Below are 21257 nucleotides of genomic sequence, written 5' to 3'. Positions count from 1 at the left end.
GCGCGCGGTCTAAACCTGACAGCGCAGAGTCGCAAGGGATCGGATTGACGCGTCCTGCACTGCGCCGTACCGATAGACCAAAGGAGAGATTGCCATGACCCATGCCCTGCTTGTCATCGACGTCCAGAACGATTTCTGCCCCGGCGGAGCGTTGGCCGTGGCCGGAGGGGACGAGATCGTTGCTCCGATCAACGCCATGATGGACAGGTTTGATGCCGTCATCCTTACGCAGGACTGGCATCCGGCGGCGCATTCCTCATTCGCCAGTTCGCATCCGGGCAAGGCCCCCTTCGAGATGACCGAGATGCCCTATGGCCCGCAGGTTCTGTGGCCCGACCATTGCGTGCAAGGCACCGATGGCGCGGGTTTTCACCCGGATTTGCGCACGGATGGCGACCTGATCATCCGCAAAGGGTTCCGAAGCGCCATCGACAGTTATTCGGCGTTTTTCGAGAATGACCAAGCGACGCCAACCGGGCTGAAAGGGTATCTGGACACGCGCGGCTTTTCGAAACTGACCCTCGTGGGGCTCGCGACCGATTTTTGTGTTCACTATTCTGCAGTTGATGCCGCGAAGCTGGGGTTCGACGTCACGGTAGTTCAAAGCGCCTGCCGTGCGATTGACATGGATGGTTCACTGGCTGCGGCGCAACAGGCTATGCAGGCCGCCGGAGTTACTCTGGCCGACTAAGGTGTGGCACCCGCTTCTGCGAAATACTTAAGCACCGCAAACAGGATCACCGCCACTCCAAGACCAACACCAATCCGCCCTTTTGCGGTCCTGCGTTTGGGCCCGTCAGGCTGTGGTTTCGGAGGGTGCTGAACTGGAATAACCCGGACAAGCCCATCGACCGCCTCAGCGCGGCGAATGTGGCCGAGGAATTGCCGTAGATCGAACTCACCGCAGTATTCCCCCCGCACACCGCGGGTTTTGATGTTGTCGAATAGAGTGCGCAGTATCCGGGTTCGGTCGGGCAGGTCTTCGGTTGGAAACTTGTCCGGCACGATGCCACTGACATGGGAGTCGAGATCGAACCCCGCGTCCTGAAACATCATGCGGATCCCCGGGGAAGCCCCTCGCAACGCGTCAGAGGTCTTCACATCTCTGAACCGCGCACAGACCTGAGCCGGAACATCCCCTTCCGTCGGTCTAACAACCATATCAAAATCGTACAGCAAACTCATTAACAACCATCAGTTTTGTCTTTCCATCCCACCCCATCACTAATTGGTGAAAACACCGGACAATAAGCCCGCATTGTGACGTCAAACGGGCATTGTCACCGAATCAGCGACTCTTGCCATTCGCCGTGCTGATTGATCTAACAACAGAAATTGCAGGAGTTCCCCATGGTCGACATCGCGACCCGTGTCTACAATCACAAATGGAAGATAGACCCGATTGTGCGGTCTTTGATCGACACGGATTTCTACAAACTGCTGATGTGCCAGTCAGTGTTTCGCAACAAGCCCCAAACAGATGTCGCGTTTTCCTTGATCAACCGCTCGAATCACGTGCCGCTGGCCAGTTTGATCGACGAAGGTGAGCTGCGGGAACAGCTGGATCACATCCGTTCGCTCAGCCTCAGCCGGGGGGAAAGCACGTGGCTGCGGGGCAATATGTTCTATGGCAAACGGCAGATGTTCCGCTCGGATTTCATGGAATGGTTCGAGAATATGCGCCTGCCGCCCTACCATCTGGAGCGTAAAGGTGACCAATACGAACTGACCTTCGAGGGCAAATGGCATGAGGTCATGTTGTGGGAAATCCCGGCGCTCGCGGTGCTGATGGAGCTACGCTCGCGCGCGGTGCTGAACCACATGCGCCGGTTCGAGCTTCAGGTGCTCTATGCCCGTGCGATGACGCGTGTGTGGGAAAAGATCGAACAGCTGGGTTCTATCGACGGGCTTGGGATTGCAGATTTTGGCACGCGGAGGCGGCATTCCTTCCTTTGGCAGGATTGGTGCGTTCAGGCCATGATCGAGGGGCTGGGTAAATCGTTCACCGGCACCTCGAACTGCCTGATCGCGATGCGGCGCGAGGTTGAGGCTATCGGCACCAATGCGCATGAACTGCCCATGGTCTATTCCGCCCTCGCCGACACGGATGAAGCGCTGGCGCAGGCCCCCTATGATGTTCTCAGCGACTGGCATGACGAACACGAGGGCAATCTGCGCATCATCCTGCCCGACACCTATGGCACCAAAGGGTTTCTGGACCATGCCCCCGACTGGCTGGCCGGGTGGACGGGCATCCGCATCGACAGCGGCGACCCCGCAACTGGTGCCGAGGTCGCGATCGACTGGTGGACGTCACGTGGCGAGGACCCTAAGCAGAAGCGGATCATCTTCTCGGACGGTTTGGACGTCGACAAGATCAAAGAGCTGCACAGTCAGTTCGCAGGGCGCACCAATATCTCCTTTGGCTGGGGCACCCTGCTGACCAACGACTTCCGCGGCCTTGTTCCAGATGACGCGCTGGCGCCGTTCTCGCTGGTGTGCAAGGCGGTGTCTGCCAATGGGCGCCCGACGGTCAAACTGTCGGATAACCCGGAAAAAGCCATGGGACCTGCCGAGGAAATCGAGCGCTACAAGCGGGTGTTCGGCGTTGGCGCGCAGAAACCGATTGAGGTGATCGTCTAGATCGCTTTGGGTTTTACCTGAGAGAAAGCCATCGAAATGCGCGTTCGACCGCCGGGAGAGGCAGCGCATTTCGATTCAAGTCAAACGCAAATGCTCTAGCCGTGCAGGGCGGCCACCGTCTTGAGTTGCGAGAAGCCATAAAGCGCCTCGAACCCTTTTTCGCGACCGTGGCCGGATTTCCCCACCCCTCCGAATGGTAGCTCTACGCCTCCGCCTGCGCCGTAATTGTTAATGAACACCTGCCCCGAACGCAGACGCTTGGCCAATCGCATCTGCCGCGCCCCGTCGCGTGTCCAGATGCTGGCGACCAAACCGTAGTCCGTGCTGTTAGCTATGGTTAGAGCCTGTTCTTCGGTCTCAAACGGGATCATGACTTGAACTGGGCCAAAGATCTCTTCCCGGGCCATAGCGTGATCGGCGGGAACGTCGGCAAACAGCGTAGGGCGCACATAGGCCCCCGCCTCAGGTGCGTCGGCTACGATCTGTCCCTGCCCGGCAATCGTCAAATCCGCGCCTTTGGACAAGAACCCGGAAACAATTGCCTTCTGCCGATCCGAGATCAGCGGCCCTACGCGCAGGTCGTCTAACGCAGGGCCGACGGTCAGTTGCGCGTAGGCCTCGGCCATCCGCTCCTTGACCTGCTCATACAAACCGCGCTGCACCAGAATGCGCGACGAGGCCGAGCAGGTTTGCCCCGCGTTCTGAATGCCCGCATTGACCAGAAACGGCAGGGCCGCCTCCAGATCGGCATCTTCGAACACCAATTGCGGGGACTTCCCGCCCAGTTCCAGCGTCACCGGAACCACATTTTTCCCGGCCGCTTGCTGCACCAAAGCCCCCGTCGCAACCGACCCGGTGAACGAGATATGGTCAACGCCCGCGTGCCCGGACAGCGCCGCGCCAGCCTCAGCCCCCAGACCGGGAACGACGTTCAGCACACCGGCCGGCAAACCGGCCTCAACCGCCAGATTGACGAAGGCGAGGGCGGTCAAGCAGGCCTCTTCCGCGGGTTTCAAAACGCATGCATTGCCCATGGCCAGCGCCGCCCCGACCGAGCGTCCAATGATCTGCATCGGGTAGTTCCACGGCACGATATGCCCCGTGACCCCATGCGGCTCGCGCAGGGTGTAGACGGTGTAACCGTCGAGATAAGGGATAGTCTCACCCATCACCTTATCCGCCGCACCCCCGTAGAATTCGCAATATCGCGCCAGAGCGATGGCGTCGGCGCGGGCCTGGGTCAGCGGTTTGCCGACATCCATGGCTTCAAGCCGGGCGAGGTCGTCCACCCGGTCCAGAACCAATTGCCCAAGTCTGCTCAGGATGCGCCCCCTCTCAAACGCAGGCACCCGGCCCCAATCTCCGTCCAACGCGGATCGCGCGGCAACAACAGCCGCATCGATATCTGCCTGCTGACCACGTGCAATCTGGCAGAGTTCCGACCCGTCCGAAGGGTTCACAAGCGGCAAGTATTCCCTTGCTTCCGGTCTTTGCCATTCCCCGCCGATAAGGCATTGGCTGGGGTCGAACCAAATCGGGTTGGTCATTGGGAACTCCTGTATTTAGGCTCTAACATTTAGAATATCATGCGATTTTGCGGCCGATTTCGGGCAATTGCGGCGCGGCCGAGATGAGCTTACGGGTATAAGGATGGCGAGGATTGGCAAAGACATCCTCAGTCTCGCCCTGTTCGACGATTTTCCCGGCCTGCATCACCATCACCCGATCCGTGATCGTACGCACGACGCTCAGATCGTGGCTGATGAACAGGTAGGTCAGATCATAGGCCGCGCAAAGCTCAGCGAGAAGATCGAGGATCTGCGCCCGGACCGACACGTCGAGGGCCGAGACTGCCTCGTCAAACAAGATCAGTTCTGGTCGGATAATCAACGCGCGGGCAATGGCGATACGTTGCCGCTGCCCTCCCGAGAATTCGTGGATGTATTTCCCAGCATCATCCGGGCTGAGGCCGACGGCGCGTAGCATCTCGGCGATCCTGTCCTGACGCTCGGACCCTGTCGGAGGAGTTTCCAGCAAGTGAAACGGTTCCGTGATCAACCGCGCGACGCGGTGGCGCGGGTTGAAGCTGCCATAAGGGTCCTGAAACACGACCTGCATCTTGCGGCGGACGTCGAGATTTGGCTTGTGGCCCGAGTAAACGGGGGCGCCATCCAGACGGATATCGCCGGATTGAACCTCCTCAAGGCCAAGAATAGCCCGAGTTAGGGTAGATTTTCCACATCCTGACTCTCCGACTAGGCCCAGACGCTCTCCGCGGTTGAGGGTAAAGCTGATCGTGTCCACCGCCCGCATATGGGCGGGCTTTGTGAACAGTCCCGTGCGCGGCAGGCGATAGTCACGAACCACGTCGGTGACCTCAAGCAAGGGCTTTTGCTCCTGAGTTTCGGGCAGAGCAACTTGATGGTTCGAGGCGTCAAATAGCATCCGCGTATAGGGGTGCTGCATGTTTCTAAGCAGATGATCGGTTGCGCCGCTCTCGACCACTTGGCCCCGACGCATGACCACAATCTGATCCGCCATATCGGCCACCACGGCTAGATCATGGGTGATCATCAGAAGCCCCATGTCGTATTCGCGCACCAGCCCCTTCAGCAGGTCCAGTATTTGGGCCTGAGTGGTCACGTCCAGGGCTGTCGTGGGCTCATCCGCGATCAGCAACCTGGGCCTGAGCGCAATCGCCATCGCGATGACCACGCGCTGACGCTGACCGCCCGACAGCTCATGCGGGTAGCGGGACAGAGGGAAACGGTCAGGAGGCAGGCCAACACGACTGAGAACCTCTTGCGCGCGGGCCTCAGCTTGCGCCCGGGGCATCACTTTGTGGATCAGGATGGTCTCCATAACCTGATCACCGATGGTTTTGACCGGGTTAAGGGCGGTCATCGGTTCCTGAAACACCATTCCGATCGACGCGCCGCGAAGGGCGCACATTTCTGTCTCGGGCAGGTTTAGGATCTCTTGCTCGTCCAGATTTATCGATCCGTCGGTGCGCGCTCCGTTTGGCGTCAGTTGCATGACAGCCAGCGCAGTCATGGACTTGCCCGAGCCGCTCTCTCCCGTGACCGCCACGATCTGACCGGGCGCAATCGATAGGCTGACTTGCTTCAGGATCTCGGCCCCATGTATGGCCAGAGACAGGTTTTCGATACGCAACAGGTTCATGCCCGCGCCACCCTTATGCGTGGATCGAGCCAGTCGCGCAGACCGTCACCCAGTAGGTTCAGACCCAGCACCGTAAAGATGATCGCGAGACCCGGAATCAGAGCCAAATGCGGGGCAAAACTGACCATTGTCTGCGCATCGGCCAGCATTCGGCCCCAGCTTGGCGTGGGTGGTTGCGCGCCGAGACCGACGTAACTCAGCCCCGCTTCGGCCAGGATTCCAAGGCTGAATTGGATGGTCCCTTGAACGATTAGCAGATTGGCGACATTGGGCAGGATATGTTCTACAGAAATCCGCGCGGCACCTTTGCCCGACACGCGGGCAGCTAAGATGAACTCCCGTTCCCACAGGGACAGGGCCGCGCCGCGGGTGATACGGGCGAAGACGGGGATGTTGAAGATACCGATGGCGATGATCGCATTGATCGCTCCGGCACCAAAAACGGCGGTTATCAGGATGGCAATGACCAGCGATGGGAAGGCAAAGACCAGATCATTGCCGCGCATGATGACCTCATCCAGCCAAGACCCCTTACGCGCTGCCGCCGCCAGGCCCAAGGGCACGCCCAACGCCATACCAATCCCAACCGCCACCAGCGCCACTGCAATGGACGTCCGCGCGCCGACCATGATCATCGAGAACATATCACGCCCGAAGTGATCGGTGCCGAACCAATGCAGCGCGTTGGGTGGTTGCAATTTGGCAGGAATGTCCAACGCCGTGTGGTCATAAGGCGTCCAGACAAAAGACACCAGCGCCGCCAGCAGAACCAGAGACGACAGCACCGCGCCAAGGATCAGGTTTCGGCTCATGTCCGGCTCCTCAGCCTTGGGTCCACGGCGGCATAGGCCAGATCGACCAGAAAATTCACGGTGATGACGGCGAAAACCAGAAGCATAACCACGGATTCCACCACGATCAGGTCGCGGGCTGAGATTGCCTGAAACACCAACCGTCCAAGACCGGGCAGGTAGAAGACCTGCTCGATGATAATCGACCCGGCCAGAAGGAACGAAAACTGCAGCCCGATGATCGTCAGCACCGGGATCAGCGCGTTGCGCACTCCGTGTCTCCACAGCGCCTGACGGCGGGAAAGCCCCTTAGCACGGGCTGTGCGCATGAAATCCTCACCAAGAATATCCAGCAGCGACGACCGCATCACCCGCGCCAGAATGGCCGCTTGCGGCAGCGCCAAAGCGATGGCGGGCAGGGTCAGGGAATGCAGCCCGGTCCAGAACCCTTTGTCCCAACCGGCGAACCCTCCGGCGTTGAACCAGCGCAGGTTGATGGCGAAGATCAAGACCAGCATCATCGCGAACCAGAAGTTTGGTACGGCAATGCCCAGTTGCGTGGCCCCCATGACCGTCAGATCGCCCGGTTTGCCGCGACGTGCGGCAGCGTAGATGCCTGCTGGAAAGGCGATCAGGGTGGACAGGGTCAGCGCATAAAGCGCCAGCGGCAAAGACACCCATAGCCGATCCGCGATCATCTGCGAGACAGGCGTGCGATAGGTGTAGGAGGTGCCAAAATCGCCGGTCAGCATGCCACCAATCCAATTAAAGTACCGATCAAGTTTGGACACATCCAACCCCAACTCGGCCCTCAGAGCGGCCAGCGTATCGGGCTGCGCGTTGACGCCCAGCATGAATGAGGCCGGATCGCCTGGCGCGATCTCGATCACAGCGAAGATCACCACCGAGGCAACCGCCAGGCTGATCACCAGCGAAATCAGACGTTTGAGGGCATAGCGAAGCATCAGCGCCACGTTAGGCCGGGCCGCGCTTTGGGTCCAGCACCAGTTCCATTGTCGAGAATCAGTGCGGGCCCTATCCTAGAACCATTGTTTGAAAGGAAATTGATGATGAGAATACCTGTACTTGCGGCTTTGTTTTTAGCCGCAGCGGGCGCGGCGCCCGCTCAGCAACTGGATGCGGATTTCGTGATCACCGAAGACGGGCAATCCGCAGGATGCGCGGCCAGTATCGTCTCGGGTCTGGATCCAAACGGTGATGGCTTTCTGGCTGTGCGCACCGGGCCTGGGTCGAACTATTTCCAGGTCGACCAACTGCGGAACGGCGACACAGTCCGCACCTGCGCGCAGCAGGGGGAGTGGATCGGCGTCTACTATGGCCAGCCCCGTCGCAAGGGCTGGGTTCATAGCAATTGGCTGATTGACGGGGCGGGTTAGCCCCGACAGTTACTCAGCCCAGCTGATCGCGGTCAGATCAATAGCGGCTGTTGGCGCATTCTGCCACAGCCCCTGCACGCCTGCCTTGGCCACGCCGAGCTTGGCCAATTGGAACAAGTATCCGTTGACGTAGTCGCTGGAAATCAGCCGCTGTGCCTCACCCATCAGGCGGGTGCGCTCATCCGGGTCGGTTGTGGTGTTCAGCAACTCCATCAGCGCCTGAAAATCCGAGCTTTCATACTGGAAATAGTATTCGGGCCGGGCGTAGATGCCGATATCCATGGGCTCGGTATGGCTGACGATGGTCAGGCCGAAATCCTTGCCCTTGAAGACCGATTCCAACCACTGCGCCCATTCGACATTAATGATCTCAGCCGTGATCCCGACTTCGGCCAATTGAGCGGCGATGATCTCTCCACCTCGGCGCGCATAGGACGGGGGCGGCAGATGCAGCGTGGTTTCGAACCCGTCTGCCAATCCGGCTTCGGCCAGAAGGGACTTGGCTTTCTCCGGGTCATAGGCGGATTGCCCGGTCAGATTGACATAGGCCGGGTGATGCGGTGCGAAATGGGTGCCGATGGGGGTGCCATAGCCGAACATGGCTCCGTCAATGATCGCCTGACGGTCGATCGCGTGGGCCAGCGCCTGCCGAACGAGGATATCGTCAAACGGCGCCTGCTTGTTGTTCGTGGACAGGATCGTCTCCCCCTCGGTGGAGCCGACAAGCACTTGAAAGCGTGGATCGGCCTCGAACTGAGGCAGGTTCTCGGGCGCGGGGAAGTTGTCGAACACATCCACATCCTCGGCCATCATGGCGGCAAAAGCGGCGGTCGGATCCGAGATGAACTTGAACGTCGCCGTCTCTAACGCGGGCTGATCGCCCCAATAGTCGGGATTGCGGTTCAGCGTGATGCTGTCGCCCTGCACCCATTCGCCAAAGGTGAACGCCCCGGTTCCAACCGGGTTGGTCTTGATGTCGTCGATGCTGTCTGAGGCCACGATCACGGCGTCGCCCCAAGCCATGTTGAACAGGAAGTTCCCGTTTGGCTCGGACAGGGTCACCTTGACGGTCAGGGGCTCCACCGCCTCCACGCCTTCGATGCCAGCGAACAGCGCCTTTTGCGCATTCGCACTGTCCTCGGCCATAGCGCGATCCAGGCTGAACTTGACGTCCTCGGCATCCATTGTGGTGCCATCATGGAAGGTCACGCCATCGCGCAGTTTGAAGGTATAGACGGTGCCGTCGTCTGAGATCTCCCAGCTTTCCGCCAGCCCCGGCACGACCGAGCCGTCGCCCATGAAACGGGTCAGACCTTCGAAAATATTGGTGTAGACAACCGAATCAATGGCCTGCGCGGCGGCGCTGGTCGGGTCCAGATGCGGTGGCTCCAGCTGCATGGCGATGGTGATGTCGGATTTCGCCAACGCCTGCGTCGCCAGCACACTGGCGCTTAGCGCCAATATGGAACCGAAGGTTCGAAACATCTGCTTTGTCATGAAAATCTCTCCCCGTTGATGTCAACGTAGCCACGTATTTCGGGCCTATCGGAGGCCAGTGTTCCCTTAAACCTAGGGTCATTCAAGGAAATGTTCGCGCAACCGGGGTTTCGCGGGCCCGGTCCGATCTGTTATGCCGCGCTGCAACATGAACCGTGCCGGAGCCGAGCATGAGCGCCACAGCCCGCAAAAAAGCCCCGAACGCCGAGGATATCCGCGCGCGCAAAGGCGGCGATCCTTTGGTCAGTCTGACGGCCTACACCACACCGATGGCCCGACTGATGGACGCCCATTGCGACTTTGTCCTTGTTGGCGACAGCGTTGGAATGGTGCTGCACGGGTTGGAATCGACCCTTGGCGTGACGATGGAGATGATGATCCTGCATGGTCAGGCCGTCGCGCGCGGGCTGGAAGGCGCGATGATGGTGATCGACATGCCGTTTGGCAGCTACGAGGAAAGTCCCGCGCAAGCCTTCCGCAACGCGGCCCGCCTGATGGCGGAAACCGGGGCTGGCGCAGTTAAATTGGAAGGTGGGGTCGAGATGGCCGAAACCATCCGCTTTCTTGTCAAGCGCGGCATCCCGGTCATGGCCCATATCGGCCTGACGCCGCAATCCATCAACACGCTGGGCGGCTACAAGGTGCAAGGCCGTGACGAACAGGCCGAGGCGGTGCTGGCTGATGCCTCCGCCGTGGCACAGGCAGGTGCGTTTTCGGTTGTGTTAGAGAAGGTTCCGCAAGGTCTGGCCGATCGGATCACGGCTGAGGTGGAAATCCCGACCATCGGCATCGGAGCCTCTGCGGGCTGTGATGGGCAGATTCTTGTGGTAGACGACATGGTTGGCTTTTTCACAGCGTTCAAACCGAAATTCGTCAAACGCTACGCCGAACTTGGCCCATTGGCCGAAGCCGCCATTGCCGAATACGCCGCCGAAGTACGCGCCCGCACCTTCCCCGCAGATGAGCATGTGTTTGCTGACCAGGCCCCCAAGGGCACCCGCAAATGACCGCGCCAATTCTGCGCCGATTGGCGGACCTGCGGGCCTTGACCACGCAATGGCACCGTGACGGAGAGGTAATCGGCGTCGTCCCCACAATGGGCGCGCTGCATCAGGGGCATTTGTCACTGGTCGAGGCGGCCAAAGCCGGATGCGACCGCGTGATTGTCACGATCTTTGTGAACCCCAAACAGTTCAACAACCCAGAGGATCTCGCCAACTACCCGCGCACCGAGCATGAGGACGCCGAAAAGCTCTCCCCCTATGGCGTTGACGCGATCTATGTGCCGGACCCAGATCAGATTTATCCCGAGGGGTTCTCGACAACCGTAACGGTCGGGGGCCTGACCGATGTGATGGAGGGGCCCTTCCGCCCCGGTCACTTCGAAGGCGTCGCCACTGTCGTCGCCAAACTGTTCCTGCAAACGCAGGCGAATCGAGCCTATTTCGGCGAAAAAGACTATCAACAGCTGTTGGTCGTGCGGCGCATGGCCCGTGATCTGGATATCCCGATTGAGGTCGTCGGCTGCCCGACCGTGCGTGAGCCGTCGGGCTTGGCGATGTCCTCGCGCAATCTGCGCCTCTCAGCCGAAGGGCTGCAGATCGCGGCCCAAAAGAGCCAGATCATGCGCGAGATGGCAGAGGCGCTGTCACAGGGCAAGGATTTCGCCCCGCTTGCGCAAGCTGCGCGCGACACCCTGATTGAGGCGGGCTTCACCGAGGTCGAATATATCGACCTGCGCTGTGCCGAAACCCTGCAGGCCCTTTCCCGCGCAGACCGCCCGGCCCGCCTGTTCGTCACCGCCTGGGCGGATGGCGTGCGGCTGATAGACAATATCCCGGTCGCTGCAGCCTGATTTCTGCTCTGGCCCCTGCGCGAGTGTTTGCGCTAAAGTCCCGCAAAACACCACCGGGGGAGGAACGCGGGCATGACATATATTCTGGCTATTGATCAGGGCACGACATCATCGCGCGCCATTTTGTTTGACGCACAGATGCAGCGTGTGGCCACGGCCCAGCAGGAATTTCCCCAGCATTTCCCGCAGGAAGGCTGGGTCGAACATGATGTCGAGGATATCTGGAACAGCGTTCTGAGCGTTTGTCAGGAGGTGATGGAGACGGCGGGCACAACGCCTGCGCAGATTGCCGGGATTGGCATCACCAACCAGCGTGAAACCACCGTGGTCTGGGACAAGACCACCGGCAAGGCGATCCACAATGCTATTGTCTGGCAGGACCGCCGCACCGCCGATATCTGCGCCCGTTACAAACAAGCCGGGTGCGAGGATGACGTGACCCTGCAAACCGGGCTGCTGTTGGACCCGTACTTCTCGGGCACCAAGGTCAAATGGCTACTGGATACCGTTCCCGGCGCCCGCGAAAAGGCCGAAGCCGGAAAGTTGCTGTTCGGCACCATCGACTCTTTCTTGATCTGGCGGCTGACCGAAGGGCGCAAGCACGTCACCGATGCCACCAACGCAGCCCGAACCCTGTTGTTCGACATCCACAAAGGCGCATGGAGCGCTGAGATCTGCGATCTGCTGGATGTCCCGATGGCTATGCTGCCTAAAGTTCTGGATTGCGCCGCTGATTTCGGCTCAACCACGTTGCTCGGTGGCAATATCCCTATTCTGGGCGTGGCCGGAGACCAGCAGGCCGCCACTATCGGACAGGCTTGTTTCCAGCCCGGCATGATGAAATCGACTTATGGCACAGGTTGCTTTGCCTTGCTGAACACCGGCACGCAGCCGGTTGCCTCGAAGAACCGTCTGCTCACCACGATCGGGTATCAGCTGGATGGGCAGCGGACCTATGCGCTGGAAGGCTCGATCTTTATCGCCGGGGCCGCCGTTCAGTGGCTGCGCGACGCGCTGCAAATCATCGACTCGGCCCCGCAGAGCGGCGACCTGGCCGCGCAGGCCGATCCGAACCAGCATGTGGTGCTGGTGCCCGCCTTCACCGGACTGGGTGCGCCGTATTGGAAGCCGGATTGCCGTGGCGCGATGTTCGGACTGACCCGCAACTCGGGCCGGGCCGAAATCACCCGTGCCACACTGGAAAGCATCGCCTTCCAGACCCGAGACCTGTGGCACGCCATGCAGGGCGATTGGGGGGCCGAAGCCGAGGTGATCCTGCGCGTCGATGGCGGGATGAGCGCATCTGACTGGGCCATGCAGGGCCTCTCCAACATTCTGGGCGCGCCAGTCGATCGGCCCGTGATGCAGGAAACAACCGCCTTGGGGGCGGCATGGCTGGCGGGTATGAAGGCCGGGATCTATCCCGATCAGGACGGATTCGCCGAGACATGGCAATTGGATCAGAGATTCGAGCCTGACATGCCGCAAGAGAACCGCGACGCCGCCTATGCCCGTTGGCAACGCGCCGTTCAGGCAGCCATGGCGTTCTGACGGGTCTCCAAACACCAAGAAGGCGGGGCTTCAGCCCGGCACATCCCTCAACAGCGTTTTGAGTTAGCTGTGATCTTTCATCAACCGCTGCTTCTGCCGCGACCAATCCCGTTTGGCCTGCGTCTCACGCTTGTCATGCAGCTTTTTACCTTTGGCGATCCCGATCTTCAGCTTCGCCCGGCCCTTATGGTTGAAATACAGCACCAGCGGCACCAGCGTCATGCCCTTGCGCTGGGTTGCATTCCAAAGGTTCGACAGCTCTTTGCGCGACACCAACAGCTTGCGGCGGCGGCGTTCTTCATGCTTGAAAACCTTGGCTTGCTCATAAGGGGCAATGTAGCTGTTGATCAGCCATAGCTCACCGTCATCGACCGAGGCATAGCTTTCGGCGATGTTCGACCCACCCGCCCGCAGGGATTTGACCTCAGAGCCCTCCAGCATGATGCCGCACTCGATATCCTCTTCGATTGCGTAATCGAAGCGGGCGCGCCGGTTTTCGGCGATGACTTTGTAGTTCGGGTCTGTCTTCTGCTTGGCCATGACGCGATGATGTAGGCGGCTTGGGCGGTCCTTGCAAGGCGCAGCGCCTACCTCTTGGCCGAGATGATCAGATCTGGGCCAAAAATCGTGTCGGCATGGTTGGCGAGGTAAATCTTGAGCCACGGCGTGAAACGGGTGGGATGGCGGCGTACTTCGGCCAGCAGATCGTGATAGTCGATCCAACGGATATCCATCACTTCGTCCGGATTAGGCTCGATCTTCAACGGTCCGCGGACATGGGCGAGGAACACGTCAACGACCTCATGTTCTACCATGCTGTTGCCGACATCGGCGTGATACTCCAGCCGGTGGCGGTATTCCGGGTAGAGGCCGGTGATCCCCAATTCCTCACGCAGGCGGCGCACAGCACAGGCCGAGGCGCTTTCGTTCCAGTCGGGATGCGTACAGCAGGTATTCGCCCAAAGACCCGGCGTGTGATATTTGCCCATGGCGCGGCGCTGCAGCAGAATTTCGGTGCCCCGCACGACAAAGACGGACACGGCCTTGTGCTTGAGGCCCTTTTCATGCGCCTCCAGCTTGTCGACGGGGGTCAATTGGCCATCAACCCAGGCCGGAATCATCAATCCCATCTGTCATCTCCTGATGCCGATCCGCCGGAACGGCGGGAATTTGGGGTTATGCAATGGCCAGATCGGCGTGGCGGTTCGGTGTCATAGGGCTGAGCGCGGGCACCGCATGGAACGAAGGTGGCAATGATAAGTCAGGTAATCAATCGCACGAAAGGCCGCAGGTGTGCGGCCTTTCGTCATGTCCAACAGGATTTTTGGCCGATTTTACTCGCCGGAGACGCTCACGATGTAGGCATAGACATCCTCGCCGCCATTTTTCAGACGGAACGACATCTTGGACTTGGCCGCGGTTTCGCCCAAGTAATCCTTCAAAAACGCTTTGGGGTCCTGCGAATAGGCGACGAAGGTCTCTTCGTCCCAGACCAGCCCGTTTTCACCGGCAGCAACGATGCTGTCGCCGTATTTGAACCCCTCATAGGTGCCCGCAGTCCGACCTGCGATGCCATAGAGGTTCGGCCCGGTCTTGCCGCCCTTGACGATCACTTCGCCCTCGGGGTCCGCGATCATGTGGCAGGATTTACACTTGTTAAAGGCTTTCTTGCCTGCTTCGGCGTCGCCTTCCGCATAGGCTGGCAGGGCCAGCAGGCCGATGATTGCTGTAGCTAGGATGCGATTCATTTTTTGGCTCCGATACTTGGTGGCTTGCGCAGATGGTGCTTTTGAGCGGCCCAGAGTCAACGGGCAGATTGCCGCGCATACGCGCCTCTGGGCACCTGTACGGGCTTTCCTAGTCTGGTGTGTTCAGCGTGGACCAGCAAGGTAGCAAATCGTCGTAGACCGGTGTCGCAAGATAAATCGCCCGCGCAATCGCCCGCGCCAGGCAGAGCGAGGCCGCGTGGCCGATCTGCCCAAGCTCGGCCTCGGAGGTCATGGGCTTTGCCCCGGTGCTGACGCCAAACACCAGATCGCCATCGCCCGGCGTATGCGCGGGAACGATTGCGCGCGCGATCCCATCATGGGCGGCGACCGCCAGTCTCTGACATTGAGGTTTGGACAAGGCCGCGTCGGTGGCGACGATGGCAATCGTCGTGTTGGCTTTTTGCGGATCGGCCCGCATGGCCTGCGACTTGCGGCTGATTTGCAGTTGGCCCAGTCCAGCGCTGGGATCAGGCCCAAAACCGCCGAATTCATCGCCAATCTCGAACGGGGCGGCCCAGAAATGGCGATCACCCGGCGTTGTGACACTTCCCAGCGGGTTCGCCGCCACCAAGGCGCCAACGGTCACTCCGCTCTCTAAAACAATTGAGGCCGAACCCAGCCCGCCCTTGTGCATCGCCGCCAAGGCTCCGGTCCCTGCGCCAGTTGTGCCTAGGGTGAAATCCTCTCTGGCGGATTCAAAAGCCTTGCGTCCCAAGGCGCGATAGGGGTTTTCGTTCCATGCCTTGTCACCGCCGTTCAACAGGTCGAACAGGATTGCGCCGGGAACGATGGGGACTCGAATATCCCCTACCGGAAACCCCCGGCCTTGTGCCCGTAGCGCGTCCGAGACGCCCGAGCAGGCATCCAGACCAAAGGCCGATCCACCGGACAAAGTGATGGCGTCGACATGGGTGACGGATTTGTCGGGGGCGAGCAGGTCGGTTTCGCGCGTGCCGGGGGCTCCGCCCATCACGTGGACCGAGGCAGTGAACGGCGCGTCGGCTGTCAGAACGGTTGTGCCGGACTTCAGCGCTGGGTCCTGCGCATTGCCGACCTTCAGGCCTGGGACATCGGTGATAAGGTTTCGGGCTCCGGGGGTCATTTTCGCCTTTTGTGTTGGGCCGAAAGCGCGCTAGCGCGCGCTGCCTCCGGCGGAGGTATTTTTGGCCAGATGAAGAGCGGATCAGATACAGCGGCCACCGTCGACCTCGAGCGCTGTGCCGGTGATCATGCTGGCCTCGTCCGAGCAGAGAAACAGGGCCGCGTTGGCCATGTCCTGTGGGGTTGAAAAGCGACCAAGCGGGATGGTTGAGAGGAACTTGGCGCGAATCTCGGGCGTATCTTCGCCCATGAAGGATTTCAGCAGAGGCGTTTCCCCCGCGACCGGGCAGATGGCGTTGACCCGCACACTAGAGGGGGCCAGTTCGACCGCCATTGTTTTCGTCGCGGTGATCATCCAGCCCTTGGAGGCGTTGTACCAGTTCAGATTGGGGCGCGGCGACAGCCCGGCGGTTGAGGCGACGTTGAGGATCGCCCCAGCACCGCGCGACTTCATCGCCGGGACAAAGGCGCGGGCGGTCAGGTAGACAGACTTCATGTTCACGTTAAAGACGCGGTCAAAATCCCCTTCGCTGACGTCTTCCAGCGGTGTGGGCAGATGAGTGACACCAGCGTTGTTGACCAGAATATCGAGCTGTCCAAAGGCGGCCTCGATCGCGTCGGCCATGGCCTGAACCGACGCGCCGTCGCTGACATCCACCTGTTGCGGCATGGCGGCGGAGCCCAGTTGCGCCGCCAGGTCCTGCGCCGCGTCGCCGTTGATGTCAGCGATCATCACACGCGCACCCTCGGCCAGAAACGTCTTTACGATCCCGGCCCCGAACCCGGACGCGCCGCCGGTGACAATTGCCGTTTTCCCCTCCAGCCTCATGACGTTACCCTCCTGCCGCTTTTGCGGGTCAGAGTATCAACGGGTCGGCAAGATACCAGATCAATCTTCTGATACTTTCCCGCGCAGCGCCTTGACGTCGCCACGAGCCTTTTTCGCGGCCAGACGGCGCTTGACCGAGCCGTAGGTGGGCTTGGTGGCAATCCGCCGCTTGGGTTTGACCAGCGCCCGAGCGATCAGTTCCGCCAATCGGGTACGCGCAATCTCGCGGTTGCGGGCCTGAGAGCGGGTTTCTTCGCATTGAATGATGATCGCGCCATCCTTGGTCCAACGCCGCCCGGCCAGACGTTTCAAGCGGTTCTTCACCGGCTCCGGCAGGGATGGAGAGCGCGCGGCCTCGAACCGAAGCTCGACAGCGGTCGAAACTTTGTTGACGTTCTGCCCACCGGGACCGGAGGAGCGGACAAAGCTCTCGGTCATTTCCCAATCCTGGAGGATGATATCGTCAGTGATGCGCAGCATGGTTTGGACCTTACAAGGCGCGGGTGGAAACAGAAAGGGCCGCCCCGGTGGGACGGCCCTTCGAAAGTACAAGGAGGTCGGGTCGGTTAGATCAATCGACCAGCCGGAGCGAGCGCTCCGCCAAGGGCTGCCCTAGCAGGCTTTCCCCCCGGTTGTTCCGACACCTCTCTCCAATCTCTTTCTTGACACTGGATCACCTCCTTTTCTATCTGTTGCGGTTAGTTTTGAGCCTGACACAAGATGCGCCATTCTCAAAGCACTTTTTTACGCAGGCTGTGCGGCGGTCAGACGGGCGACGATCACCTTGAACGGGATCAGGGCAATCAGGGCCAGTGACAGCTTCACCAGCCAGTCCGCAAAGGCCAGCGTGACCCACAGCGGAGCCATCGGGCCGGACAGCATGAACGGCACAGGCTCCCACGCCCAGTTGATCGCAGCGTCAGCGTTTGCGCCGAAGAAGGTGACCGAGGCCGAGAAGGCCAGCGTAAAGAAGATTGCGGTGTCCAGCGCCGATCCGACCAGTGTCGAGACCAAAGGCGCGCGCCACCAACGGCCACCGCGCATCGCGTTGAACACGGTAACGTCAGTCAGTTGCGCGATCAGGAAGGCGGTGCCCGAGGCAACTGCGATCCGCAGCGGTACGGCGGCATAGGTGAAACCATCGCCCTGCAGCATGATCTGGCTACCGATCAGCGAACAGATGATACCGGTGACAAACCCGGCGAATACGACCTTGCGGGCCGGACCCACGCCATAGACGCGGTTCATGATGTCAGTGACCAGAAAGGCCAGCGGATAGGTGAAAGCACCCCAGGTCAGCAATCCGTCAAGGATCAGGAACTGAACCAGAATGTTCGAGGCCACAACAATGGCGGCCATGGCAAGGATGCCGGGAATATAAGAGCGTTGCATTTTCAGATGCCCGTTTTGACAAGGTAGCGGCGACTTGGCCAAGGGCTCATCCCAAGGCAAGCCGTGCGTTTAGACCCTTGGTCGCGACGTGTCAATCGGGCAGGAGGTATTCCACTATTTCGGTCCGCTGAAGCGCCAGAAAGTTATCGTCCGAGATCATCGTGGCGCGCAGGCGGTTCTGATCGTCGCGCCAGACCGACAGACCTTCGAGGTTGTCATGTGTGCCGGTTTCGGTTTCCAGAAGAACCTCCTCGGCGCGTATTGTGTCATTTGAGACGTCCCATCGGCGCAGGCGGGTGCGAAATCCGATGAATGCGACCGAGCGCTCAAGCACGTAGAAGCGCCCATCGGGGCCGAAATCAGCGGCAACGGGCAGGAAGCGATCCCGTTGTGGAAGGGTAAATGGGGTCGACCAGTTGGTCCCGTCCCAGCGAAAAACCGGAATATCGCCGCTCGCCGTGCGGGTTTTCTCCGGCAGGGTATAGAGGTGCCCTTGCCCGTCAATCGCCAGCCCTTCGAACGAGCCGTTGCGATTCAGCGCGCTGAAGGCGTGAGGGCGCGGCAGAACCAACGCGTTGGCTGCCGGAGAGCTATAGTAGGCCACGCGATGAACACCTTCGAAGGACACGAAAAAGCCGCCACCTGGCGCAAGGGCGATTCCTTCAGAGTCCCCCGCCCGGCCGCTCAGCTTACGCCCCATGCTGGACAGAAGCGGCCCGCGGTTTTGCACTTCGGCACCCGATATCGCATCTCCATCGCGCGTGATCCGTGCCGTGACCAGGGTTGCTCGGTCGCTCAGGAGGGTGACGTAGGATCCGTCGTCGCTCAGGTGTATGGCCGAGAAGCCACCGAACCAATCGGTGGCCTCGATCCATGTGTAGCTGCCCAGAAATGTGGCGCTTTTGACCTCAACCGCTGCGACCTGACCGGCCCACAAAGCAGCGGCAATCAGTTGGACGACAAAACGGCTGAGCATTGCTGGGGCAGATCGGCCAAAACATACTCACGACGTTTCTTGGGCGCAGGTGCGTTCGGATCGGGTGGCGGAGGGTTGAGGATATTGTTGACCCATTCCTGCGCCTGTGCGCAGCCATCACCCTTTGGCGGCGGGTCCTGATTGACGCAGCCTTTCGACCCGCGCGGGCATTTCAGGCGCACATGGAAGTGGTAGTGATGCCCCCACCAAGGCCGGATCTTACGCAGATAAGCCCGGTTGCCCTTCTCTTCCTTACACATCTGAACCTTGGCACCGGGGAACACAAAAATCCGCGCGACGCGCTTGTCCTTTGCGGCTGCTCGCAGAACGGCGTGGTGCTGTTTGGTCCAGTTGCCGTTCACGAACGCTCCGTTCGCGCGACGCAGGGAAATGGACGAGATATTCTCACGCGCGTTGCGCGACAGCCGCATGTTGTCTCCGGGCAGCATCCAGATATCGATATCCAGCCCCAACTGGTGCGAGCGATGGCCTGACGTCATCGGCCCGCCCCGCGGCTGGCTGATATCCCCGACATAAAGACCATTCCAGCCCGGCTGCTTGGCCGCAAACCGGCTGAGGTCCTGCACGTAGTCAATCGCCTCGGGGTGGCCCCAGTTGCGATTGCGCGACAGGCGCATGGCCTGCCATGTGGGCCCGGTTTCAGGCAGCTGCACCGATCCGGCGGCGCATCCGCGCGAATAACTGCCGAAGGCGGCAGGTTTTTGTTGTGAGCTTTGCTTTTGCGCCCCGAACAACTGCTTGGCCAGAGGCTGCGCCCCCGCCGTGCCTGCCCATGTGATCGTGGCTAATAGTGCCAAAAAACGTAGTAAAATCATCTGCTCTGATCCCCTTCCGGCTTTACCCAGCGCATCAGGAATAGACCCAGAATAAACAACAGAATGATCGGTGACACCCCTAGTCTTGCACTACCGGTCACAGTTGTTGCCACTCCGATCAGCAATGGCGCGGCAAAGGCGGTCGCACGGCCGGACAAGCCATAAAGCCCAAAGCTTTCTACCGGAGCCGCGGGATCGGTATAGCGCACCATCATTGAGCGGCTGGCGGATTGCAAAACCCCTCCCATCCCGCCGATCAGGATACCACAGCCGAAAAACACCATGTCGGGCAGTCCGGACCCTTCAGGTAGCGCTATGCCATAGATCTGCGTCCGGTCCATCGAAACGACGGTGATACAAACAAAGATCAGCACCCAGATTGCAACCAAAATGACCGGTTTAGGGCCGTATTTCCGATCCAACTTGCCCCCGATCCACGCAAAAATGGCGGAGGCCAGAACGCTGACAATCCCGAAGACACCGATCTTGATCAGATCCCACTCAAGAACCAGCCGCGCATAGACTCCACCAAAGCTGTAAAGCCCGTTCAACGCGTCGCGGTAAAACATCGACGACCCGAGATAAGTCGCCAGACTTACCCGATGCCGCAGGTTCGAGATGGAGTGCCCCAGCAGGCGTAGCGCCTCGGCGAAACTGCCGGTTTTCTCGGCTTTTGGGTCATCACGTACCCACAGGAAATATGGCACCATGAACAAAACGAACCACGCGGCGGTGAAAGGCCCAACAAAACGCGTGCCCTCACGCCTGGCGGCATCAAGGCCAAGCGCAGGCTCCATCCCGATCAATGTCTTACCGCTGGGTTGTTCGACAAACAGCGCCAGCATGATCGCCAGAGAAATCAGCCCACCAAAATACCCGAAGGCAAAACCCGAACCCGAGATCTCACCCACCTGATTATCATCGCCCAGTTCAGGCAGCTGCGAGTTGATGAAGATCAGCGCATATTCCGCCCCGACAAAGCCCAGCCCGAAGGCCGACAGCATCAGCCACATGTTCGAGCCGTCGGGCATGGTGTACCAAAGCGCAGCGGACCCCATCGCATACATAGCCGAGAACGCAAAAATCCACGGTATGCGGCGACCCGAAACATCTGCCATCGCCCCCAGCAAGGGCGCGCCAAAGGCGATGATCAGCCCGGTGATGGTCAGGCAATTGGCCCAGACCGTCTGCGCCCGCGCGGCGGCGGCTTGCGGGTCCAGCCCGGCATCGGTGAAATACCCTGCGGCGACCCCGGCGAAATAGGGGCCGAAAACAAAGGTAACCAGCAGTGTATGATATGGCTGAGACGCCCAATCAAAAAACCACCAGCCCCAGATGCGCTTGCGATTGGAAATCTCTGCCATGACTGCCCCAGTTTTTCTTTTGTCCAATAAGACGGGTGTTTGGTCCAATTCGCAAGCTTTCAGTTGGCGCAGG

Annotated in this window: 22 protein-coding genes; 6 read left to right on the top strand and 16 right to left on the bottom strand. The window is 60.1% G+C overall.

The window, feature by feature from the left end; translation table 11 throughout:
* Positions 1-94: 94 nt before the first annotated feature.
* Entirely contained in the window at positions 95-691 is a 597-nt protein-coding gene (pncA, locus tag ACR0B5_RS16960) for a bifunctional nicotinamidase/pyrazinamidase (protein ID WP_480542032.1), read from the top strand.
* Here the strand turns inward: pncA and ACR0B5_RS16955 are convergent.
* On the bottom strand, positions 688-1056 hold the full coding sequence (locus ACR0B5_RS16955; protein ID WP_480542030.1) for a hypothetical protein: 369 nt from the start codon (positions 1054-1056) through the stop codon (positions 688-690). The two genes, pncA and ACR0B5_RS16955, sit on opposite strands and share 4 nt — an antisense overlap.
* Before the next feature lie 294 nt (positions 1057-1350).
* Between ACR0B5_RS16955 and pncB the strand changes: the two genes are divergently transcribed.
* A complete protein-coding gene (gene pncB / locus ACR0B5_RS16950) occupies positions 1351-2643 on the top strand; it encodes a nicotinate phosphoribosyltransferase (protein ID WP_480542028.1) in 1293 nt (430 codons plus the stop codon).
* 95 nt (positions 2644-2738) lie between these two features.
* Here the strand turns inward: pncB and ACR0B5_RS16945 are convergent, their stop codons facing one another.
* From ACR0B5_RS16945 to ACR0B5_RS16930, 4 genes are read right to left on the bottom strand one after another with little or no spacing between them, the layout of a single operon-like run.
* On the bottom strand, positions 2739-4190 hold the full coding sequence (locus tag ACR0B5_RS16945; RefSeq protein ID WP_480542027.1) for an aldehyde dehydrogenase family protein: 1452 nt from the start codon (positions 4188-4190) through the stop codon (positions 2739-2741).
* A gap of 37 nt (positions 4191-4227) precedes the next feature.
* Positions 4228-5826, bottom strand: a complete 1599-nt coding sequence (locus ACR0B5_RS16940) for an ABC transporter ATP-binding protein (protein WP_480542025.1) — start codon at positions 5824-5826, stop codon at positions 4228-4230.
* Positions 5823-6638 carry an ABC transporter permease gene (locus tag ACR0B5_RS16935; RefSeq protein WP_480542023.1) on the bottom strand — a complete coding sequence of 272 codons (816 nt, stop codon included), beginning with the start codon at positions 6636-6638 and terminating at the stop codon, positions 5823-5825. The genes ACR0B5_RS16940 and ACR0B5_RS16935 overlap by 4 nt, the downstream gene beginning before the upstream one ends.
* The gene (locus ACR0B5_RS16930; protein WP_480542021.1) at positions 6635-7582 is read right to left on the bottom strand and encodes an ABC transporter permease; all 948 of its coding nucleotides are present in this window, start codon (positions 7580-7582) and stop codon (positions 6635-6637) included. The genes ACR0B5_RS16935 and ACR0B5_RS16930 overlap by 4 nt, the downstream gene beginning before the upstream one ends.
* Before the next feature lie 105 nt (positions 7583-7687).
* Here ACR0B5_RS16930 and ACR0B5_RS16925 point away from each other — a divergent pair, with 105 nt between their 5' ends.
* A complete protein-coding gene (locus tag ACR0B5_RS16925) occupies positions 7688-8014 on the top strand; it encodes an SH3 domain-containing protein (protein ID WP_480542019.1) in 327 nt (108 codons plus the stop codon).
* A gap of 9 nt (positions 8015-8023) precedes the next feature.
* Here the strand turns inward: ACR0B5_RS16925 and ACR0B5_RS16920 are convergent, their stop codons facing one another.
* Positions 8024-9511, bottom strand: coding sequence for an ABC transporter substrate-binding protein (locus ACR0B5_RS16920; protein WP_480542017.1), 1488 nt, complete (start codon positions 9509-9511; stop codon positions 8024-8026).
* Between the two features lie 170 nt (positions 9512-9681).
* Here ACR0B5_RS16920 and panB point away from each other — a divergent pair, with 170 nt between their 5' ends.
* From panB to glpK, 3 genes are all read left to right on the top strand, one after another.
* Positions 9682-10518 (top strand): 3-methyl-2-oxobutanoate hydroxymethyltransferase, encoded by an 837-nt coding sequence (gene panB / locus ACR0B5_RS16915; RefSeq protein WP_480542015.1) that lies wholly within the window; start codon positions 9682-9684, stop codon positions 10516-10518.
* Positions 10515-11366 carry a pantoate--beta-alanine ligase gene (gene panC / locus ACR0B5_RS16910; RefSeq protein WP_480542013.1) on the top strand — a complete coding sequence of 284 codons (852 nt, stop codon included), beginning with the start codon at positions 10515-10517 and terminating at the stop codon, positions 11364-11366. Before panB ends, panC begins: the two co-directional genes overlap by 4 nt.
* Before the next feature lie 72 nt (positions 11367-11438).
* A complete protein-coding gene (gene glpK / locus ACR0B5_RS16905; protein WP_480542011.1) occupies positions 11439-12917 on the top strand; it encodes a glycerol kinase GlpK in 1479 nt (492 codons plus the stop codon).
* Between the two features lie 63 nt (positions 12918-12980).
* Here glpK and smpB read toward each other — a convergent pair whose 3' ends face one another.
* The 10 genes from smpB to ACR0B5_RS16855 form a co-directional block, all read right to left on the bottom strand.
* Positions 12981-13457, bottom strand: coding sequence for an SsrA-binding protein SmpB (gene smpB / locus ACR0B5_RS16900; protein WP_170379480.1), 477 nt, complete (start codon positions 13455-13457; stop codon positions 12981-12983).
* A gap of 47 nt (positions 13458-13504) precedes the next feature.
* Positions 13505-14047 (bottom strand): isopentenyl-diphosphate Delta-isomerase, encoded by a 543-nt coding sequence (gene idi / locus ACR0B5_RS16895; protein WP_170459547.1) that lies wholly within the window; start codon positions 14045-14047, stop codon positions 13505-13507.
* A gap of 204 nt (positions 14048-14251) precedes the next feature.
* Complete coding sequence (locus ACR0B5_RS16890; RefSeq protein ID WP_170379484.1) at positions 14252-14665, bottom strand: cytochrome c family protein; 414 nt, start codon at positions 14663-14665, stop codon at positions 14252-14254.
* Between the two features lie 109 nt (positions 14666-14774).
* Positions 14775-15788, bottom strand: coding sequence for a P1 family peptidase (locus ACR0B5_RS16885; protein ID WP_480542009.1), 1014 nt, complete (start codon positions 15786-15788; stop codon positions 14775-14777).
* An 81-nt stretch (positions 15789-15869) separates the two neighbouring features.
* Positions 15870-16616 carry an SDR family oxidoreductase gene (locus tag ACR0B5_RS16880; protein ID WP_480542007.1) on the bottom strand — a complete coding sequence of 249 codons (747 nt, stop codon included), beginning with the start codon at positions 16614-16616 and terminating at the stop codon, positions 15870-15872.
* A 60-nt stretch (positions 16617-16676) separates the two neighbouring features.
* Positions 16677-17096 (bottom strand): alternative ribosome rescue aminoacyl-tRNA hydrolase ArfB, encoded by a 420-nt coding sequence (gene arfB / locus ACR0B5_RS16875; protein WP_170379490.1) that lies wholly within the window; start codon positions 17094-17096, stop codon positions 16677-16679.
* 264 nt (positions 17097-17360) lie between these two features.
* Positions 17361-18008, bottom strand: coding sequence for a queuosine precursor transporter (locus ACR0B5_RS16870; RefSeq protein WP_170379493.1), 648 nt, complete (start codon positions 18006-18008; stop codon positions 17361-17363).
* A 91-nt stretch (positions 18009-18099) separates the two neighbouring features.
* Positions 18100-18984: an esterase-like activity of phytase family protein gene (locus ACR0B5_RS16865; RefSeq protein WP_480542005.1), complete on the bottom strand. Its 885-nt coding sequence runs from the start codon at positions 18982-18984 to the stop codon at positions 18100-18102.
* Positions 18957-19820 (bottom strand): penicillin-insensitive murein endopeptidase, encoded by an 864-nt coding sequence (gene mepA / locus ACR0B5_RS16860; RefSeq protein WP_480542003.1) that lies wholly within the window; start codon positions 19818-19820, stop codon positions 18957-18959. Before mepA ends, ACR0B5_RS16865 begins: the two co-directional genes overlap by 28 nt.
* A complete protein-coding gene (locus ACR0B5_RS16855) occupies positions 19817-21184 on the bottom strand; it encodes an MFS transporter (protein WP_480542001.1) in 1368 nt (455 codons plus the stop codon). The genes mepA and ACR0B5_RS16855 overlap by 4 nt, the downstream gene beginning before the upstream one ends.
* Between the last annotated feature and the right edge of the window lie 73 nt (positions 21185-21257).

This window comes from Ruegeria sp. AG1 (assembly GCF_056541705.1).
Note: the sequence above shows the minus strand (reverse complement) of the source record. Positions and strands in the feature narration are given on the sequence as shown.

Bases quoted from the DNA above. Each gene is read 5' to 3' on its own strand.
- pncA (WP_480542032.1), top strand. From the start codon at position 95: ATGACCCATGCCCTGCTTGTCATCGACGTCCAGAACGATTTCTGCCCC.
- ACR0B5_RS16955 (WP_480542030.1), bottom strand. From the start codon at position 1,056: ATGATGTTTCAGGACGCGGGGTTCGATCTCGACTCCCATGTCAGTGGC.
- pncB (WP_480542028.1), top strand. From the start codon at position 1,351: ATGGTCGACATCGCGACCCGTGTCTACAATCACAAATGGAAGATAGAC.
- ACR0B5_RS16945 (WP_480542027.1), bottom strand. From the start codon at position 4,190: ATGACCAACCCGATTTGGTTCGACCCCAGCCAATGCCTTATCGGCGGG.
- ACR0B5_RS16940 (WP_480542025.1), bottom strand. From the start codon at position 5,826: ATGAACCTGTTGCGTATCGAAAACCTGTCTCTGGCCATACATGGGGCC.
- ACR0B5_RS16935 (WP_480542023.1), bottom strand. From the start codon at position 6,638: ATGAGCCGAAACCTGATCCTTGGCGCGGTGCTGTCGTCTCTGGTTCTG.
- ACR0B5_RS16930 (WP_480542021.1), bottom strand. From the start codon at position 7,582: ATGCTTCGCTATGCCCTCAAACGTCTGATTTCGCTGGTGATCAGCCTG.
- ACR0B5_RS16925 (WP_480542019.1), top strand. From the start codon at position 7,688: ATGAGAATACCTGTACTTGCGGCTTTGTTTTTAGCCGCAGCGGGCGCG.
- ACR0B5_RS16920 (WP_480542017.1), bottom strand. From the start codon at position 9,511: ATGACAAAGCAGATGTTTCGAACCTTCGGTTCCATATTGGCGCTAAGC.
- panB (WP_480542015.1), top strand. From the start codon at position 9,682: ATGAGCGCCACAGCCCGCAAAAAAGCCCCGAACGCCGAGGATATCCGC.
- panC (WP_480542013.1), top strand. From the start codon at position 10,515: ATGACCGCGCCAATTCTGCGCCGATTGGCGGACCTGCGGGCCTTGACC.
- glpK (WP_480542011.1), top strand. From the start codon at position 11,439: ATGACATATATTCTGGCTATTGATCAGGGCACGACATCATCGCGCGCC.
- smpB (WP_170379480.1), bottom strand. From the start codon at position 13,457: ATGGCCAAGCAGAAGACAGACCCGAACTACAAAGTCATCGCCGAAAAC.
- idi (WP_170459547.1), bottom strand. From the start codon at position 14,047: ATGGGATTGATGATTCCGGCCTGGGTTGATGGCCAATTGACCCCCGTC.
- ACR0B5_RS16890 (WP_170379484.1), bottom strand. From the start codon at position 14,665: ATGAATCGCATCCTAGCTACAGCAATCATCGGCCTGCTGGCCCTGCCA.
- ACR0B5_RS16885 (WP_480542009.1), bottom strand. From the start codon at position 15,788: ATGACCCCCGGAGCCCGAAACCTTATCACCGATGTCCCAGGCCTGAAG.
- ACR0B5_RS16880 (WP_480542007.1), bottom strand. From the start codon at position 16,616: ATGAGGCTGGAGGGGAAAACGGCAATTGTCACCGGCGGCGCGTCCGGG.
- arfB (WP_170379490.1), bottom strand. From the start codon at position 17,096: ATGCTGCGCATCACTGACGATATCATCCTCCAGGATTGGGAAATGACC.
- ACR0B5_RS16870 (WP_170379493.1), bottom strand. From the start codon at position 18,008: ATGCAACGCTCTTATATTCCCGGCATCCTTGCCATGGCCGCCATTGTT.
- ACR0B5_RS16865 (WP_480542005.1), bottom strand. From the start codon at position 18,984: ATGCTCAGCCGTTTTGTCGTCCAACTGATTGCCGCTGCTTTGTGGGCC.
- mepA (WP_480542003.1), bottom strand. From the start codon at position 19,820: ATGATTTTACTACGTTTTTTGGCACTATTAGCCACGATCACATGGGCA.
- ACR0B5_RS16855 (WP_480542001.1), bottom strand. From the start codon at position 21,184: ATGGCAGAGATTTCCAATCGCAAGCGCATCTGGGGCTGGTGGTTTTTT.